This is a genomic window from Bacillus cereus group sp. Bc061, assembly GCF_027715825.1.
Classification (GTDB): domain Bacteria; phylum Bacillota; class Bacilli; order Bacillales; family Bacillaceae_G; genus Bacillus_A; species Bacillus_A paranthracis.
In genome coordinates this window covers 189,379-204,630 of the sequence record NZ_JAQFTZ010000001.1, presented here as the reverse complement: position 1 = coordinate 204,630, position 15,252 = coordinate 189,379, and the positions used below count along the sequence as shown (strand labels likewise).

Sequence of the window (15,252 nt, the reverse complement as noted above, 5' to 3'; positions counted from 1 at the left end):
TGTATACTCTCCAAGCTGCACTCTTTTTTTATGAACAAATAATAATCAATTGCTAGTAGCACTATATGCTACATGTCGTTTCTCAATTCTTTCCTCAATTTCTTTCATATTTTCTTTATTATTTAATAGTGATTGTTTATTTTCAATTAGTAATTGTTTAAAAGATTTTCTCACTTTTTTTCTCATTTTCATTGTCCTCCTTGGGGGATGATTTATATAAAAGATAAAGAATTATCTGGTTGTTCTTATAATAATTGATTGTTGTGAATTCCATTTGAACTTCATATGAAAATTCCGTTTATTTTCTGACAACTTTGTGAACACTCAAAAAAGAGTCTCCTAAAACAATTTTATAGTCGTTTCATTCAATTACATAAATCGCCATTTGCATCATCTTATATCAATTTACCTTGTCGAAATATTTATATATTTTAAGCTGCATTCCATATACTTTCATCTACTAAAATTCTTTTTTTTAAAATAAAAAAGAAGGTGTCACCTAGTCTAAGTTCGACTTATGCAACATCCTTCTTTCCAAACTATTTACAGCATATTGATTAACATTTCAGGTCTTCCCCAATTCATTTCTTCACAAACGAATCGTAATTTTTCTTCATCTATTGTGTGTAATCCTTCTTCTAGTGAACAGGAAATAGGAACTTCACAATGAATTTGCGCTAATTGTAATGAAATATTTAAATTCTCTAAATCACTTTCGATCTTCGTACGTTGCGCTTTCGTTAATGATGCCACATTTTCTAGTACAGTTGCTACTGTACCATGTTCTTGAATAAGCTTATACGCTGTTTTTTCACCGATCCCTTTTACACCTGGGTAATTATCGCTCGTATCTCCCATGAAAGCTTTCGCATGCACGATTTGCCACGGTTCTACACCTTTTTCTTCCATAATTTTCTCTGGTGTGTAATACTCGTAATTTCCAATTCCTTTGCGCAGAAGCATAACTGTAACGTTCTTATCAACAAGTTGAAGTAAATCCGTATCACCTGTTAAAATATAAACTTCCGCTTCATTGCAGTATTGTTTTGCTAGTGTACCGATACAATCATCCGCTTCATACCCTTTCATGCCGATAACTGGAACAGATAATTTTGCAGTCATTTCTTGCACTAGATCAAATTGCGGAATTAATTCTTCAGGTGGCGCTGCACGATTCGCTTTATAATTTGAGAACGACTCTGTTCTAAATGTTGTACTTCCCATATCCCAGCATGTTACGATGTGTGTCGGTTCAATTGCTTGCATTGCCGTTAATAAATGTTTCATATAACCATGAATCCCGTTTGTAGGGGTACCATCTTGTCGTTTCATAAACTGCCCGTAGACACTTGTTGCATAAAAAGCACGAAATAATAGTGCCATACCATCAACTAATAATACTTTTTTCATAATTCCTCTCCTACCAAAAAAAATAATAACCCCACGTCATCACGTAAGGTTATATAAATAGATTACCATTCTACGTTTTTCAACTTTGTCTATTATACATTGTTTTTGTATATTTAGCATCATTTACACATTAAGACGTTTTACTACAACAAGTATGAAGAATCCCTGTATACGTATTTTTCCCAGTTGAAACTACTACAGCTTTTGCATTTCCACTAACAATATACGTCCCTTTGAAACATACATTTTCAAGTTCAAGTGGATTATAGTCTTTCATTCTTTTCAAAGGAATAAATCGTTTGCGTTCAAGATGATAGCAACTTTCAAATTTCTCAATACTCGCATCGTTTCCTGTTAGCACAGATTCATTTACTAATAGATCATTTGCATAAATGATACGTACATCTGCTGGTACTGTATCACCTTCCGAAAGGAAAATCATATCTCCAGGAACAAGCTCTTGTACTGGCAAATCCATCATTTTTAATTCACCGTTTAAACCTGTTACACTAGAACATTCTACTCGAGACACAGTAATCTTCTCACATTGTAATCCATCTCTCACATTTTGTTTTGAAAAACCTGGGATCATTCCACCTAGCTTCATCATCACTTCCGCAATACGAGCTCTTTTTGAAGTTAATTCATTTCGGCCGTATACTTGAATACGTTTTTGTGCCTCTTTCATAGATAATCCATCTCTTGTTGTTTTAAAATACGCAAATACAGATTTTACATCTCTCGTTGCGATTTCAATTAATAAATCTTTATTTTTTTGAAGCATCGTTTGTTCTTTCATTGATTTTTTGCTTAATTTATATGACGTGTTACCCACAGTTTTGTTTGCATATAACATATTATCGTCTCCTCCTTTACAACGTAGGAAGAAACGCTTTGTTTCTCAATTTATCCACTTTACGGTGAAAGTGTCTAGCGCCTAAACATACATATAAACGCTACATGATGATAAATATAGAGGGAGGAACAAGTCGTTTCCTGCCTACATCATATATTTTTGATTTGAAGTATATGGGTAACGGAACCGAGTCAGAATTTGACATGCTCCTCACCTCCTCGTTTTATTTTATAGTTTATACTATGAAATTACTCATAGCTTTGTAACAAAAAGACCCTTACTCCGAAAAGAGTAAAGGCCATGACATACACAAATAAACGATTCCTAATACAATTAGAAATCTACGGACCTCTCCCTCGCCGAGTTTTAGCACTGTATAGCATAGGTACATTACCAGCTACATTAAGAAAAACCTTAATTCGATCATTCCTGTTGACCCATTGGCGTCTCTCGACATTTTTGGGCAGTAGCATTTCTCTATACAGGAGCCTCACCTAACAGAGACTTATTTTTATTACATAGAAAATGTTACTCTTATTTAAAATAGATGTCAACACCTTGAATGGAATCTTTTCCTTATTACAACAACTCCCTCTCATATACATACTATTTCTCTTTCTACGTATCAAATGAATGAAGCACATATTTTAAAATTAGTAAAAATAAAAACCTTACGTTTAAACGTAAAGTTTTTAATAAGTTATACAACCAGCAATTACAATCCCAATTGAAAGCGATAAAAACATAAGAAAAAGACCGACCGCTTGATTATCTTCTTCAAGACTTTTATTTATATTAAAGCGTGGTGTAAGCCACTCAGCTAAATAAAAGACGATAATTTGAGCCAAAATCCCAACCGCTCCCCACGAAACCATATCAAGAAGTGAAATGGAATTAGCTGCTGTTGAATATAAAACAATAGCTAACCCAAGTAATCGCCCTCCAAGTACATAGCTTACTGCCTTATTCCCTTGGGCCATTAACTTAAATTCTTTTACTTTCGTTGTCACTTCCATCAGGAAAAGACCTATGCATAAAAGACCAAGTGTTACTGCTAAATATAATAAAAAATTAATCATATACTTCCTCCTTTTTTATACCTACTGGTAAATAGTACGATTCATTCCCCGTAATTTTTTCACCAGCACGAATACCGATACTACTTGCTTTTCCTGCAATTAAAAACGAACCAAACACATACGACAGTTTCTCCATCCCTTTCTCTGTTTCCAAAGATACGACTGGAAGTTCTGTATACTTTTGAAATATCGGCAGTGACGCTTTATACGTTTGGTGTGCATTTTGAATCATAATATTTTCGTCCTTATCACGAATGGTAATCGTGTCTCCCTCTCTACCAAATGAAGGTTTTTGAACGAAAGAACCTTTTCCTAAAAATAAATCTGGTTCTAAATATGTAGGTAACATATATTCTTTAATCCACTGTCGTTCCTCATTTGTATAAAAGACCTCTTCTTCTGCTAATCCCCAAATAAGACACTGAACTGATTTAGGCTGAAGTAAAAATGCTGACAAAGGATTTATAATAAACAGCTTTCCGGCTTTTACGAGTTGCAACAACTCCACACCTACCAAATCCCCTGTTTCAGGATCTTGATCCTCAATTAAATCTTCTATCGGATATGTTTGACGATATAAAACATCAATTTGCACTCCATCCCTATCCACTAAAGAATCTTTTGTAATTCTAAGTTCTGACATTGGCACGACTTTATTTTCAACACGGCATAACTGACTTAAATACATAGTCGTATTCCAATCCTCAATATGCTCATGATGCGCTGTAAAAACAACATTTGGGTTGTCTATTCCCTTTGTCGCTTCCATTACAGCTTTTGTAACACCAGAGGATAGCAATCGCTCTTGGCCTAAGTTTGGATCATCATAACCTAGCTTTTTACAAACTTCCCCATTCATTTGAAAGCATTCCATAATAAAGGTAGGTGTATCACTATTAAACTCAAGCATTTTCATTTGGTTATCGCCTGTTAAAACGAAATCAAATCGTGAAATAACAGATTCAGGATATAATCCTTTCATTCTAATGAACGATAAGCTTGCGGGGGGAAATCCAAGTTCAAGAAGCTGTTCGTCACTTAAATTACGCAAAAGTCTAGCAGTCTTAAAAAATATTTTCCCCATTCGTTCAGTTGCAACTTGTAATTGTTTCATAGTCTCATTTGTTATAGGAAAAACATGAAACAAACTATACTCACATTCATATAAATCCGACCAGAAATCCTGATATTTTGAATAAAACTCTTTTCGATCCCTTATGTATTGCGACATATGTTAGCCCCCAAATCCTCCCTTTGAACCGCTTCCAATTCCACCTTTAAATTCCGCAGACGATTGATACGATTTAAATGCCGATGAATTTTTAAAAGTGGATTTATTTTGATAGTATCTCCCGCCATAGAAATAATGTCCACGATAACCTGAACTACTATCATCACACTGCCATACCCCAAGTTCATCATCCCAATCCCAATCTGAACAACTTTTATCATTCGGTTTTGGGGGTAAATCTTGTGCGCAGCCAAATAAGGTGCCAGTCATTAAAGACGTTACGACACCACCTACTAGCCATTTCGTTTTTGTCACCTTCGCACTCCCCTTTATAAAATATATTTCTATTATATAAGAAGCCATGATAAAGTAGAAGAAAAAGGAAGAAGAGGGATGAAATGCGCTTAGAATATCGACTTAATGATGAAACAAAAGGGTATCCTGCTTTATGGAATTACACAAATATTTCTAATTCTGAAATTATCGCACGCATGACTTGTGAATATTTTATAAAAGATAAAAATACATATGTTGTTACTGCAACTTCAGTAGATCCAGATGGAACAGTAGTTATATATATTCAACAAGAAACTTTTTCTAACGACCCTTCAGATCCTACTTACTTCCACATCGGTTTTGAAATTAGAGAGCTAAAGGATACGAGTTCCAACTTGATTGAAAGTAAAGATGTATGGAACTATGAAGAAATTTTACCATCTCTTCATTCAGATATTATATATATTCAGCAGGACGGCATGCATATGGAGTTTACTTTAGATTCAAGAGAGATTGATGAAGACAGAAAGTGCTACATTTATTATGGAAACTTCACAGGTGAATCGAGATAACATGGATATATGTATACAACAAAAAAACCTTACGTATAAAACGTAAGGTTTTTATATAGCCCCACATATGCCGTTCTCTCTAGATGTCCATAAACCTGCTCTCACAGGTGGATGCTCTCACAAATGTTTGTAACTTCCTTCTTAAAAAGATGGCATGTTAGCTACATTTAAATATTGAACTTCCATATTAAACTTATTGGTTTAAGACATGCATAAGCTACGTACACCGTAGGAATTTTATATAATGTTAGTTGAAATAAGACCCCCGCACGTGCCGCTCCTCGTAAATGTCCAAAAACCCGCTACTCGCAGGTGGATGCCCTCACAGTTACCGTACATCTTCCTCCACAAGGAAGGCTTGATGATGGTCACTAAATATTGAGCTTCCGTATAACTAACATCGGTTTTAGACATAAATAAGTTACGTACACCGCAGGATGTATTATTTACTTGTCGTTATATTATCACATTGTTTCCAATGTGTAAAATACAAAGTTTTTCGAGCAATCTCTTGCTTGTGACCTTATTTTAATACAAATTATTTTTGCATGCAAGTGATTAATCTTCTTCTTTTGCAATTTGATTTTCTGGATAAGAAATCCAATCACTCCAGCTACCTGCATACAATTTAACATTTTGGAATCCAGCTAATTTCAATGCAACGATATTTGGACATGCTGTAACACCAGAACCACAATATACAATTGTTTCCTTATCTTTCGAAAGATTTTGGAATCGTTCTTGTTGCTGAGCTTCATTCTTAAATTGTCCTGATTGCAGCATTCCATCCTTCCAAAAATAATTTACTGCTGTTGGAATGTGTCCTGCTTTCGGATCAACAAGTTCCTCTACACCAGCATAACGTTTTGGCTCTCTAGAATCAATTAACGTAACATCTGCACCTGCATAGATATTCTCTCTCACCGTTTCCATCGTTACAAGCATATGATTTTGTATATTTTCTTTGAATGCTTTTCGTTTAGCAACAGAAATTTCTGTTGTTACCGGTAGTCCATTCTCTTTCCATGCTGGAAATCCACCATCTAATATATATACTTTCTCATGTCCTACATAGTTTAATAACCACCAAAGACGAGAAGCATTTGCACCCGCTTCACTGTCATATGCAATCACTGTCGTATGTTCATCAATACCAGCTCGCGACAGCTTGTCTGCAAACTCCTCAATATTTGGTAACGGGTGGCGACCACCATGTTCTGTTATAGGACTTGATAAATCTACATTCAAATCAAAATATAATGCATGAGGAATATGTTCCTCCTCATACTTTTCTCTACCCCAATTAGGATTCGCTAAATCAAAACGACAATCGATTATACGGACGTTCTCATCTTCTATATGCTCACGTAACCATTCGACTGTAACTAACATCTTTAACGACCTTCTTTCTCTTTCAAACGACTTACATACTCCATAACCATTTCTTTTGTAACATATTTACGCTCTAGTGTAACACCATTTTTTGCAAGAGCATTAATTTGCTTCGTTACAACATTAATAACATCAACCGAAAATTCTTTCCCATTTGACGCAAGAGATACGGCTGCTTCAATAGCTGCTTCACGCTGCGCATCTAATTGTAAACATGCTTTTACACTTTCATTTTGTTTACGAGAATGTGCTGTAATTGCTTTATGTACTTCCATCTTCTCTTCCCCCTAAATAAGTTATACGTTCTGATTTAATTCCATTGCAAGCCGAATCATATCACGGCATACAATCCCATTTTCAATAATCTCTTCTTCATAATGCTTCGAAAAGTAATCAAAATCAATAGAAAAAATACGAAATCCACATTTTTGATAGAAAGCAAGTTGTGAAACACTAGAATTGCCTGTACCAACTTCAAGTTTTGACATACCATATCCTTTAGCAGTTTCTATAGCATGACTTATTAGCTTCTTTCCAATCCCTTTTCCTTGCAAATGCTCTACAACCGCAATATTCATAATTTCCATCGTCTTCGGCCTTGTTTCCAAAATTACATATACACCGATTACATTATCCTCTTGCTTAGCTACGTATGTTAATCCTCTTTGTACATATGCACCAATTTGCTGTTCACTTGGATCAGCAAGTAGTAATAAAGACTTCGGTATAGCTTCTTTTGAAATACGTTCTATTACAACAGTCATAAAAAATTCCCCCTTCTCTATTGTTCTAAACCCTCCTTGTCTACCATAAGTAATAGAAAGGAGGGATTCACCATGGACAACAATGAGAAAAAATGCAACGTCATCTCTATTGATGGAAAGAAGAAGAAGAGCGACACGTATTCCTATCCAAAATTAGTAGTAGAAAATAAAACATATGAATTTTCTTCGTTCGTCTTATGCGGTGAAACACCAGACGGCAGACGACTCGTTCTTACTCATATGATTTCTACCGATGAATTTGCTGGATTTGTCAAATCTTTAGATACGGTACTACAAAAGAAAATCGAACGAATCTTTTTCTCATAACGACTACATCACATACATTTCTTTTTCAATCTCTACTAATTGCTTTTGCAATTGTTCTTTACTTTGTTCATATAGTGATACATCAATCGTTTCAGCCAATGCAAATAATACACTTTCATAATAATTCATTACATCTTGCTGCATCACTTTTTGGAATAAGTTCCATTTCAAATCCCACTCTTGCTTATAATGATGAACAAATAAATCTTTTTCATCAGCTACATAGTTTGATACGAGAGGTTCTAATACAGATTTAGCGTCTTCTTGCATAAAGGCTTTGTCATTCTTTTCAAAAAAGCTTTTCTCGTTTTTAAAGTGTGCCAATGCTTTTTTGAAATCTTTTATTTCAACTGAAGGAAACGGTTCTTTATGTGTAATATCTTTATATTCATATTCCACTGTTCCATTCATAGAAATTGATTCATTTTCTACTTTACAGTTCACCACAATTTCATTCTTTGCACGCTTCATCGCTTCATCTATCCATCTTTCAAGGCGTAATGATGTCGCACGCATTTCTTGTAATAAATCATGCTGAATAAATGCTACTAATTCCATAACACACTGCTGCAACTGCACTTTCACATTTCCATCCGTTCGAAGCGATGCTGGATTAATAAATTCAGTAAACACATCGTTATAGCGTAGGAATAGACGTTGTTGCACGTAATAAAGCAATTCTTTCACTTCATTTTGCATCGCCTGTTCTTCAGCAAGTACACTATATGATGAAATGATATGAAGTAGTTGATCACGCTCTGCTTCATATTTTTTCGTTTGCTTCTCTTTCTCTTCATTCCCCTGCTTTGCACCATTTATCATATTTACTAACAGCTGATCTGCCCCTTGCAATGCACCATATAAAGCATGAACAGATACGAGCATTAAATCTCTCATCATAAAGGATGTAAATGATTCCTCGAACTTAGCAATCCCAGAGTTTTGTAAAATACCGTACTTCTCTTTCTCAATATTTTTTCCTTGTTTCTCTTCAAGCGCACATAAACTTGAAATTGCAAATAAACGTGGATTTCTAATACCGTATTGTAGTAGCTGGTCTGCGATATAACCTTTTACCATTTCAAGTTCTTCTTCAGACTCTGCTAAATCGGCCGCATTAATTAAGAAGAACATTTTATCAAGAGCAAAAGTATCCTTTACACGACCAAGCTGAATTAAAAATTCACGGTCAGCACGAGAGAACACGTGATTATAATACGTGACAAACAAAATAGCATCTGCGTTTTTAATATACTGGAACGCAACGTCTGTATGGCGGGCGTTAATAGAATCCGCTCCAGGTGTATCTACAAGCGCTACTCCTTGCCTTGTTAATGCACAATCATAATAAAGCTCCATGTACTCAACAAAACAAGATTTTTCTTCATTCGCTACATAATCAGAAAACTCTTCTAATGTAACTTGTACTTTCTCGCCTAAATGTGCAGAAACTGTATCATACCCTTTTTGTACTGCTCGTAAAAAGCTAAATGTCGTTTTTTGCTTCCCAGTTGGTGAAGGGTATTTCATAACTTTATCAATCTGTGCTAACGCTTCATCTAACGTAGTAATCTCATAATGAAACAGCTTATAAACAGCTTTCATATCTTCTAATAAGGCTTGCTTTGATTTAAATTGAACCCTTACTGTTCCGTGTGGTTTTTCCTCTGTAACTGGCAAAATTTGATTAATCGTTGCCGTCGTCGGATTTGGTGACACTGGAAGTACTTTCTCACCAAGCAATGCATTGGCAAATGATGATTTCCCAGCACTAAAAGCTCCAAATAATGCTACTGTAAATTGTTTCGTTTCCACACGGCGCCTTTTTTCTATTACCTCTTGCTGTACATGTTTTAGCGCTGGCAATGGCTCTAATATCGTTTCAGCTTTCTTCACTTCCTCTAATATACGCTGAATATTTAAAGCTGCCGTTCCTTTTATCTCTTCCTCACGAGCCGCTACGTTATCATTTACAATTTCCTGCTCTTGTAGTGTGAATTTCTCACTAACAATTTGTTTTTTACTTTGCAATATCTCTTCTATTTGCAACCCTTCTGGTGTAGCAACACGATCATGCCAAACATTTTGTAAATAGCCTTCATATGCCTCCAAATTGTTACTGTATTGCAATTTCGTTTCTTTCGCCGTTTGCAACATCGTATATGTTTCAATCTCTTCTTCAATACGATCAACTGCTTCTTTTACCTTTTGCTTTAAAACGACTGCACTTTTATCAAAAATTTGCTGTGCTTTTGTAAAATAACGTTTCTTTAATTCATTCGCTACATCCGCTGTATAAAGAAGTAAGTAATCACCTGTGAAACCTGCACCTTGTTTAATTACTTCTGCTAACATTTCTGGTCCAAAAGCAATTTCTAAATCATATATGTCTTTCCCAATCTCTTCTGTAAACAACCCTTCTTCTTTTAAGAAGGCAACAATAAATTCTTTCACATGAAAATCAAGTTGCGTTTCGACAGTCTTTTGCAAAGCAGCATAAAAAGCATCTAAACGTCTCTGTTTTTCTTGCTCAGTCTTTCCTTTCGCAAATAGCAAACCAACTTTAAATTTTGTTAATTTCGTTTCTAAGTACGCATTTGCCAATTCTCTCATTTCAAATGGCATTAAATACGCGTTATCTAATATAGCTTGTAAGCCTTTTATAAATTCATTTCTCATTTGAGACTCTTTATTAGCCTCGCGATGTTTCATTTCCGTTAGCTCTTCTTTCTTTTCAACTATTTCTGAAATGGAAAGCGGTGATGCTAACTCTTCCTCATATTTCAAAAGAGCTTTTTCATTTTCAGAAAGAATAAACGAGAAATGTTCCCCCATTAAATATTCTGTTTCTCGCACCATTCCATCTCTTACATACTGCTCTTTTTCTTTCATAATAGAAGTAATTAACGTTTCTAGGTTTTCAATTTCATTATGTGGATGGTTCATCATTCGTAATGATGTATAATAAACTCCATCTACTTCAATATCCCAGTTAGAGAATGATTGTTTTACACTATCGCTATAATCTGCAAACGATAATTCATTTTCTTTATGTTTATCTATTTGATTTACAACGAGATAAACCGTTTTATTACGTTGTTTCAATTCTTTAACAAATTGTAAATTCACTTCCGATTGGACGTGATTATAATCCATCATATAAAAAATTACGTCTGCTAGATGCAGCGTTGATTCTGTCGCTAGTTGATGGGCATCATCTGTTGAATCAATCCCTGGTGTATCAACTAACATAACACCTTCAGGAATTGGTGCATCATTCCGATAAATATGAACACCAATTACCTCATCGCCATCTTTACAAATTTGTTTTAATTCTTCTGCTGAATATGCACCGTCATATTCGTACTGCTCTCCAGATTTAATCGTTACAACAACACGATCAAATCCCTTTTCAATTTTAACGACGTTAGCGCTTGTCGGAATTGGACTTGTCGGTAACAACTGCGCTTTATATAGATGATTCATCATCGTTGATTTCCCTGCTGAGAAGTGACCGCAGAATGCTATCATAAGCTGCTCTCGTTTATATTTTTGAATTACTTCAAACAACTTTAAACTATTCTCTGCATCGCCGTGTTTTTGCCACTCTTCATAAAAACAAACAAGCTTTTTCATACCGTTTGTCTGTACTATGTTTGTCATCCCCTTGTTCCCCTTTATCCAAGATGTATATGCTATTTGCAAGCTAATAACCAATGAGAAATGCACCTACTCATTGATTACCTTTTCACTTTACTATCATACTAAATTTTCAGCATATTCTCATTAAAAATAAAAAATCCCTTTCATTCTTTTTACAAATGAAAGGGATTTTATGTAATATCACTCATTTTGCTGTTCCTACTCCATTTAAAACATACTTTGCAATAACTGCATATACAGCGACTGTACCTGCTACTAATGCATATACCATACTCATGCACCAACCTTTTTTGATAATGATTATCACTTTTGAATACATTTTATCATTAAAGAGAATCATTATCAACACTTTTTCATAAAGAAAGCCCCTTATAAGAAGGAGCTTCACTGCCTGTTTTGAAGAAGATTAAAACTTGTTGTGCACTCTTATTATATCTCATCTTACATAACTTAATAGTTAAAAAAAATGGAAATCCACCCTATACCCTCCATCTTACATTTTGTATAATAAAAGGGAATTACTTAACAAGGAGGAAAATAATGACACAAAACATTTCACAAGGCGAGAGGATACACTCCATCGATATTATTAGAGGAATAGCTGTACTTGGTATTTTTCTTGTGAACTGGCCTGTTATCGCCGGGATTGACTCACGTGATATTACAGGAGTTTACGAGGGGCTAGATAGCTATATCCGTCTATTTTACGATATGTTTATTCAAACAAAGTTTTATACTATCTTTTCGTTTTTATTCGGCCTAGGATTTTACATTTTTATGACTCGTGCTGAAGCGAAAACAGATCGACCAAAAACTTTATTTGTTCGTCGCTTACTTATTTTATTATTATTTGGTTTCTTACATTACGTTCTTTTATGGGACGGAGACATTTTACATACTTATGCAATTACCGGGTTTTTCTTATTTTTATTTTACAAAAGAAAGCCACGTACTATTTTAATATGGTCAATTGTACTATTAAGTTTCATGCAATTGTTCACATTATTAGGTTCTCTTGTCATGTTAATCGTGCCAGTAGAGGAGTTAGGCCTTTCCACAGCAATTATGCCGTTAGAAAACTGGGGCTTACAAATCACAGACCGATTCTATTCTTTCTACTCTGAAGCAATACGTAACAGTCTTATTATGCTTCCTGAAACACTAGGATTGTTTTTACTCGGATTATATGCCGGTAAAAAAGATATTTTCCGCCGTGCGAAAGAATTAGATCCAAAACTAAAGAAATGGCAAATTATTATGTTTGTTTTAACATTACCGATGTGGTTTATTATGGTTTACTTCTTTATGAACAATCAACCATACACACCATTTTCACTTATGGGTATTACGATGATAAGCGGAAAGACATTATTCATATTCTACATTTTCACGCTCATGCGTTTATTACAAAAAGAAAAATGGCAAAAGATATTACGTCCGTTCCAGTACGTTGGTCGAATGGCATTAACAAATTATATCTCGCATACAATTGTTACGTTGCTTGTATTCGGAATATTGTTCAAAAATGATTATCTTGCTCCATTATGGGTAGGACCACTATTTTGCATCGGTTTCTACACGCTGCAAATCTTTATTAGCCGCTGGTGGCTGTCACGTTACCAATACGGGCCACTTGAGTATATATGGCGCCTTGGTACGTACGGAAAGATGATGCCACTTAAAAAGAAAAGCAAGGTCTCGTAAACAACACAAAAATAAAAGGTTCAAATCGCATGCGATTTGAACCTTTTATCAATTTTACGCTTCTCTTACCGCACTTTGCATAGACACCGGCTCTTCTTTTACTTTCACTTTACGCTGTGGCACCATATTAAATACGATATTTAAAAGGACTGCTGACGCACTTCCTAGTACGATTCCGTTATCTGTTAAAATACGAATGCTTTCTGGAAGTTGTGAGAATAATGTAGGAACGACAGTAACTCCTAGTCCGATCCCAACAGAACATGCAACGATTAATAAGTTTTCTTGTCTTCCAAAATCAACGCTACTTAACATTTTAATACCATATGCCATTACCATACCGAACATCGCTAACATCGCACCGCCAAGTACTGATTTCGGAATGATTGTTGTAATAGCTGCGATTTTTGGAATGAATCCAAGAACGATTAACATACCACCACACGTGTAAATAATCACGCGATTTCTTACTCCAGTTAATTGAACAAGCCCTACGTTTTGTGAGTATGTTGTATACGGAAAGGCGTTGAAAATACCACCTAACACCATCGCTAATCCTTCTGCACGATACCCTTTTGTTAATTCTTTTTCACCAATCTTTTTATTGCAAATATCAGATAATGCAAAATAAACACCTGTCGCTTCTACAATCCCTACGCAAGCAACGAGAATCATCGTAATAATTGGCGTTAATTCAAACGTTGGTGTACCGAAATAAAATGGCTGGATACCATGGAACCAATCCGCTTCTCCAACCGCTTGCAAGCTTACTTTCCCCATAAATGCTGCAACGATTGTACCGAACAATAGACCTAGTAAAATAGAGATTGAACGAATAAATCCGTCGAAGAAACGATACATAATGATAATAAATAGTAACACACCAAATGCTAATGCTAAATTTTCAAGACTACCGAAATCCTTACTTCCTACTCCTCCAGCCATATCATTAATTGCTGCTGGAACAAGTGTAACTCCAATTACGGTAACGACAGATCCTGTTACAACAGGTGGAAACAGCTTTACAAGCTTTCCAAATAATTTCGCAAAAATAACAACGAATAACCCCGCAGCAATAATTGCTCCATAAATAGAGGATACGCCGTATTGTTTTCCGATTGCAATCATCGGCCCAACGGCTGTAAATGTACAACCTAGTACAACTGGGAGTCCAATACCGAAAAAGCGATTTGATAATGCTTGTAAAATTGTCGCAACGCCGCACATTAATAAATCAATTGAGACTAAATATGTTAACTCTTTTTGATTTAAACCAAGTCCGCCGCCCACTATAAGCGGAACGATAATTGCGCCAGCATACATAGCAAGCATATGCTGCATACCAAGCGATGCGATTTTAATTGGATGTTGCTTCATCGTTTATTTCACCTCCGCAGTTTCTTGCTGTACAAATGTAACTGCGTTATTATCAAGTGATGCAATTTCTGCTAGTGATTCAACACGAACGCCTTGTTCACGAAGCTTCTTTCCTCCATCTTGAAATGCTTTTTCAATAACAATACCAAGTCCAGCAATACTTGCTCCAGCTTGCTCTACTAGGCTCATTAAACCTAAAGCAGCCTGACCGTTTGCTAAAAAGTCATCAATAATTAAAACGCGATCACTTTCATCAATATGATTTCGAGATAACGAAATTTCATTCGTTTCTTGTTTTGTAAATGAATATACGTTTGCAACATACATATTATCTTGTAACGTTAACGATTTACGCTTTCTAGCAAAGATTACTTTTACACCAAGCTCTAATGCAGCCATAACTGCTGGTGCAATACCTGAAGATTCAATCGTCACGATTTTTGTAATGTTCTCTTCTTTAAAACGTTTAGCAAATTCTTTTCCGATTTCTTGCATAAGTACTGGATCAATTTGATGATTTAAAAATGCATCTACCTTTAATACATCACCAGATAAAACCTTTCCTTCGTTCAAAATCTTTTCTTGTAATACTTTCATGTTT

The 15,252-nt window shown here is 35.2% G+C and carries 15 protein-coding genes, 2 other RNA genes and 1 riboswitch; of the genes, 3 read left to right on the top strand and 14 right to left on the bottom strand.

What is annotated here, in order from left to right:
- Positions 1-45: 45 nt before the first annotated feature.
- The 6 genes from PDQ40_RS01140 to PDQ40_RS01115 all read right to left on the bottom strand — a co-directional run bounded on the left by PDQ40_RS01140 (position 46) and on the right by PDQ40_RS01115 (position 4,891).
- On the bottom strand, positions 46-186 hold the full coding sequence (locus PDQ40_RS01140; RefSeq protein ID WP_001228046.1) for an FbpB family small basic protein: 141 nt from the start codon (positions 184-186) through the stop codon (positions 46-48).
- A gap of 357 nt (positions 187-543) precedes the next feature.
- Positions 544-1,410 carry a 5'-3' exonuclease gene (locus PDQ40_RS01135; protein ID WP_000757054.1) on the bottom strand — a complete coding sequence of 289 codons (867 nt, stop codon included), beginning with the start codon at positions 1,408-1,410 and terminating at the stop codon, positions 544-546.
- 130 nt (positions 1,411-1,540) lie between these two features.
- The gene (locus PDQ40_RS01130; protein WP_046197287.1) at positions 1,541-2,266 is read right to left on the bottom strand and encodes a P-type ATPase; all 726 of its coding nucleotides are present in this window, start codon (positions 2,264-2,266) and stop codon (positions 1,541-1,543) included.
- A 343-nt stretch (positions 2,267-2,609) separates the two neighbouring features.
- Positions 2,610-2,775, bottom strand: a riboswitch (M-box (ykoK) riboswitch).
- A gap of 183 nt (positions 2,776-2,958) precedes the next feature.
- Positions 2,959-3,345, bottom strand: a complete 387-nt coding sequence (locus PDQ40_RS01125; RefSeq protein ID WP_000606860.1) for a DUF350 domain-containing protein — start codon at positions 3,343-3,345, stop codon at positions 2,959-2,961.
- Positions 3,338-4,576 carry a glutathionylspermidine synthase family protein gene (locus tag PDQ40_RS01120; protein WP_000084961.1) on the bottom strand — a complete coding sequence of 413 codons (1,239 nt, stop codon included), beginning with the start codon at positions 4,574-4,576 and terminating at the stop codon, positions 3,338-3,340. The genes PDQ40_RS01125 and PDQ40_RS01120 overlap by 8 nt, the downstream gene beginning before the upstream one ends.
- A gap of 3 nt (positions 4,577-4,579) precedes the next feature.
- Positions 4,580-4,891 carry a hypothetical protein gene (locus PDQ40_RS01115; RefSeq protein WP_000169021.1) on the bottom strand — a complete coding sequence of 104 codons (312 nt, stop codon included), beginning with the start codon at positions 4,889-4,891 and terminating at the stop codon, positions 4,580-4,582.
- An 83-nt stretch (positions 4,892-4,974) separates the two neighbouring features.
- Between PDQ40_RS01115 and PDQ40_RS01110 the strand changes: the two genes are divergently transcribed.
- Positions 4,975-5,424: a hypothetical protein gene (locus PDQ40_RS01110; RefSeq protein WP_001235530.1), complete on the top strand. Its 450-nt coding sequence runs from the start codon at positions 4,975-4,977 to the stop codon at positions 5,422-5,424.
- Positions 5,425-5,478: 54 nt separating this feature from the next.
- On the opposite strand, the gene ssrS (PDQ40_RS01105) is transcribed toward PDQ40_RS01110, so the two are convergent.
- The 5 genes from ssrS (PDQ40_RS01105) to PDQ40_RS01085 form a co-directional block, all read right to left on the bottom strand.
- Positions 5,479-5,662, bottom strand: a non-coding RNA gene (gene ssrS, locus PDQ40_RS01105) — 6S RNA.
- Positions 5,663-5,683: 21 nt separating this feature from the next.
- Positions 5,684-5,866, bottom strand: a non-coding RNA gene (gene ssrS / locus PDQ40_RS01100) — 6S RNA.
- Positions 5,867-5,982: 116 nt separating this feature from the next.
- On the bottom strand, positions 5,983-6,816 hold the full coding sequence (locus PDQ40_RS01095) for a sulfurtransferase (RefSeq protein WP_000961784.1): 834 nt from the start codon (positions 6,814-6,816) through the stop codon (positions 5,983-5,985).
- Positions 6,817-6,818: 2 nt separating this feature from the next.
- The gene (locus PDQ40_RS01090) at positions 6,819-7,091 is read right to left on the bottom strand and encodes a YpbS family protein (RefSeq protein WP_000451811.1); all 273 of its coding nucleotides are present in this window, start codon (positions 7,089-7,091) and stop codon (positions 6,819-6,821) included.
- Positions 7,092-7,112: 21 nt separating this feature from the next.
- Positions 7,113-7,580 carry a GNAT family N-acetyltransferase gene (locus tag PDQ40_RS01085; protein ID WP_000219274.1) on the bottom strand — a complete coding sequence of 156 codons (468 nt, stop codon included), beginning with the start codon at positions 7,578-7,580 and terminating at the stop codon, positions 7,113-7,115.
- 72 nt (positions 7,581-7,652) lie between these two features.
- Here PDQ40_RS01085 and PDQ40_RS01080 point away from each other — a divergent pair, with 72 nt between their 5' ends.
- Positions 7,653-7,907, top strand: a complete 255-nt coding sequence (locus tag PDQ40_RS01080) for a DUF3931 domain-containing protein (protein ID WP_000369740.1) — start codon at positions 7,653-7,655, stop codon at positions 7,905-7,907.
- Between the two features lie 3 nt (positions 7,908-7,910).
- Here the strand turns inward: PDQ40_RS01080 and PDQ40_RS01075 are convergent, their stop codons facing one another.
- On the bottom strand, positions 7,911-11,570 hold the full coding sequence (locus PDQ40_RS01075; protein WP_061536763.1) for a dynamin family GTPase: 3,660 nt from the start codon (positions 11,568-11,570) through the stop codon (positions 7,911-7,913).
- Between the two features lie 540 nt (positions 11,571-12,110).
- On the opposite strand from PDQ40_RS01075, the gene PDQ40_RS01070 reads away from it, so the two are divergent.
- On the top strand, positions 12,111-13,274 hold the full coding sequence (locus tag PDQ40_RS01070) for a DUF418 domain-containing protein (protein ID WP_000193094.1): 1,164 nt from the start codon (positions 12,111-12,113) through the stop codon (positions 13,272-13,274).
- A 54-nt stretch (positions 13,275-13,328) separates the two neighbouring features.
- On the opposite strand, the gene pbuX is transcribed toward PDQ40_RS01070, so the two are convergent.
- Positions 13,329-14,651: a xanthine permease PbuX gene (gene pbuX, locus PDQ40_RS01065; protein WP_000809240.1), complete on the bottom strand. Its 1,323-nt coding sequence runs from the start codon at positions 14,649-14,651 to the stop codon at positions 13,329-13,331.
- Positions 14,652-14,654: 3 nt separating this feature from the next.
- Entirely contained in the window at positions 14,655-15,248 is a 594-nt protein-coding gene (locus PDQ40_RS01060) for a xanthine phosphoribosyltransferase (protein ID WP_000866490.1), read from the bottom strand.
- Positions 15,249-15,252 lie beyond the last annotated feature (4 nt).

Coding starts and splice junctions, on each gene's coding strand:
- PDQ40_RS01110 (WP_001235530.1), top strand. CDS start 4,975: ATGCGCTTAGAATATCGACTTAATGATGAAACAAAAGGGTATCCTGCT.
- PDQ40_RS01120 (WP_000084961.1), bottom strand. CDS start 4,576: ATGTCGCAATACATAAGGGATCGAAAAGAGTTTTATTCAAAATATCAG.
- PDQ40_RS01080 (WP_000369740.1), top strand. CDS start 7,653: ATGGACAACAATGAGAAAAAATGCAACGTCATCTCTATTGATGGAAAG.
- PDQ40_RS01085 (WP_000219274.1), bottom strand. CDS start 7,580: ATGACTGTTGTAATAGAACGTATTTCAAAAGAAGCTATACCGAAGTCT.
- PDQ40_RS01130 (WP_046197287.1), bottom strand. CDS start 2,266: ATGTTATATGCAAACAAAACTGTGGGTAACACGTCATATAAATTAAGC.
- PDQ40_RS01125 (WP_000606860.1), bottom strand. CDS start 3,345: ATGATTAATTTTTTATTATATTTAGCAGTAACACTTGGTCTTTTATGC.
- PDQ40_RS01090 (WP_000451811.1), bottom strand. CDS start 7,091: ATGGAAGTACATAAAGCAATTACAGCACATTCTCGTAAACAAAATGAA.
- PDQ40_RS01095 (WP_000961784.1), bottom strand. CDS start 6,816: ATGTTAGTTACAGTCGAATGGTTACGTGAGCATATAGAAGATGAGAAC.
- PDQ40_RS01140 (WP_001228046.1), bottom strand. CDS start 186: ATGAGAAAAAAAGTGAGAAAATCTTTTAAACAATTACTAATTGAAAAT.
- PDQ40_RS01060 (WP_000866490.1), bottom strand. CDS start 15,248: ATGAAAGTATTACAAGAAAAGATTTTGAACGAAGGAAAGGTTTTATCT.
- pbuX (WP_000809240.1), bottom strand. CDS start 14,651: ATGAAGCAACATCCAATTAAAATCGCATCGCTTGGTATGCAGCATATG.
- PDQ40_RS01135 (WP_000757054.1), bottom strand. CDS start 1,410: ATGAAAAAAGTATTATTAGTTGATGGTATGGCACTATTATTTCGTGCT.
- PDQ40_RS01070 (WP_000193094.1), top strand. CDS start 12,111: ATGACACAAAACATTTCACAAGGCGAGAGGATACACTCCATCGATATT.
- PDQ40_RS01075 (WP_061536763.1), bottom strand. CDS start 11,570: ATGACAAACATAGTACAGACAAACGGTATGAAAAAGCTTGTTTGTTTT.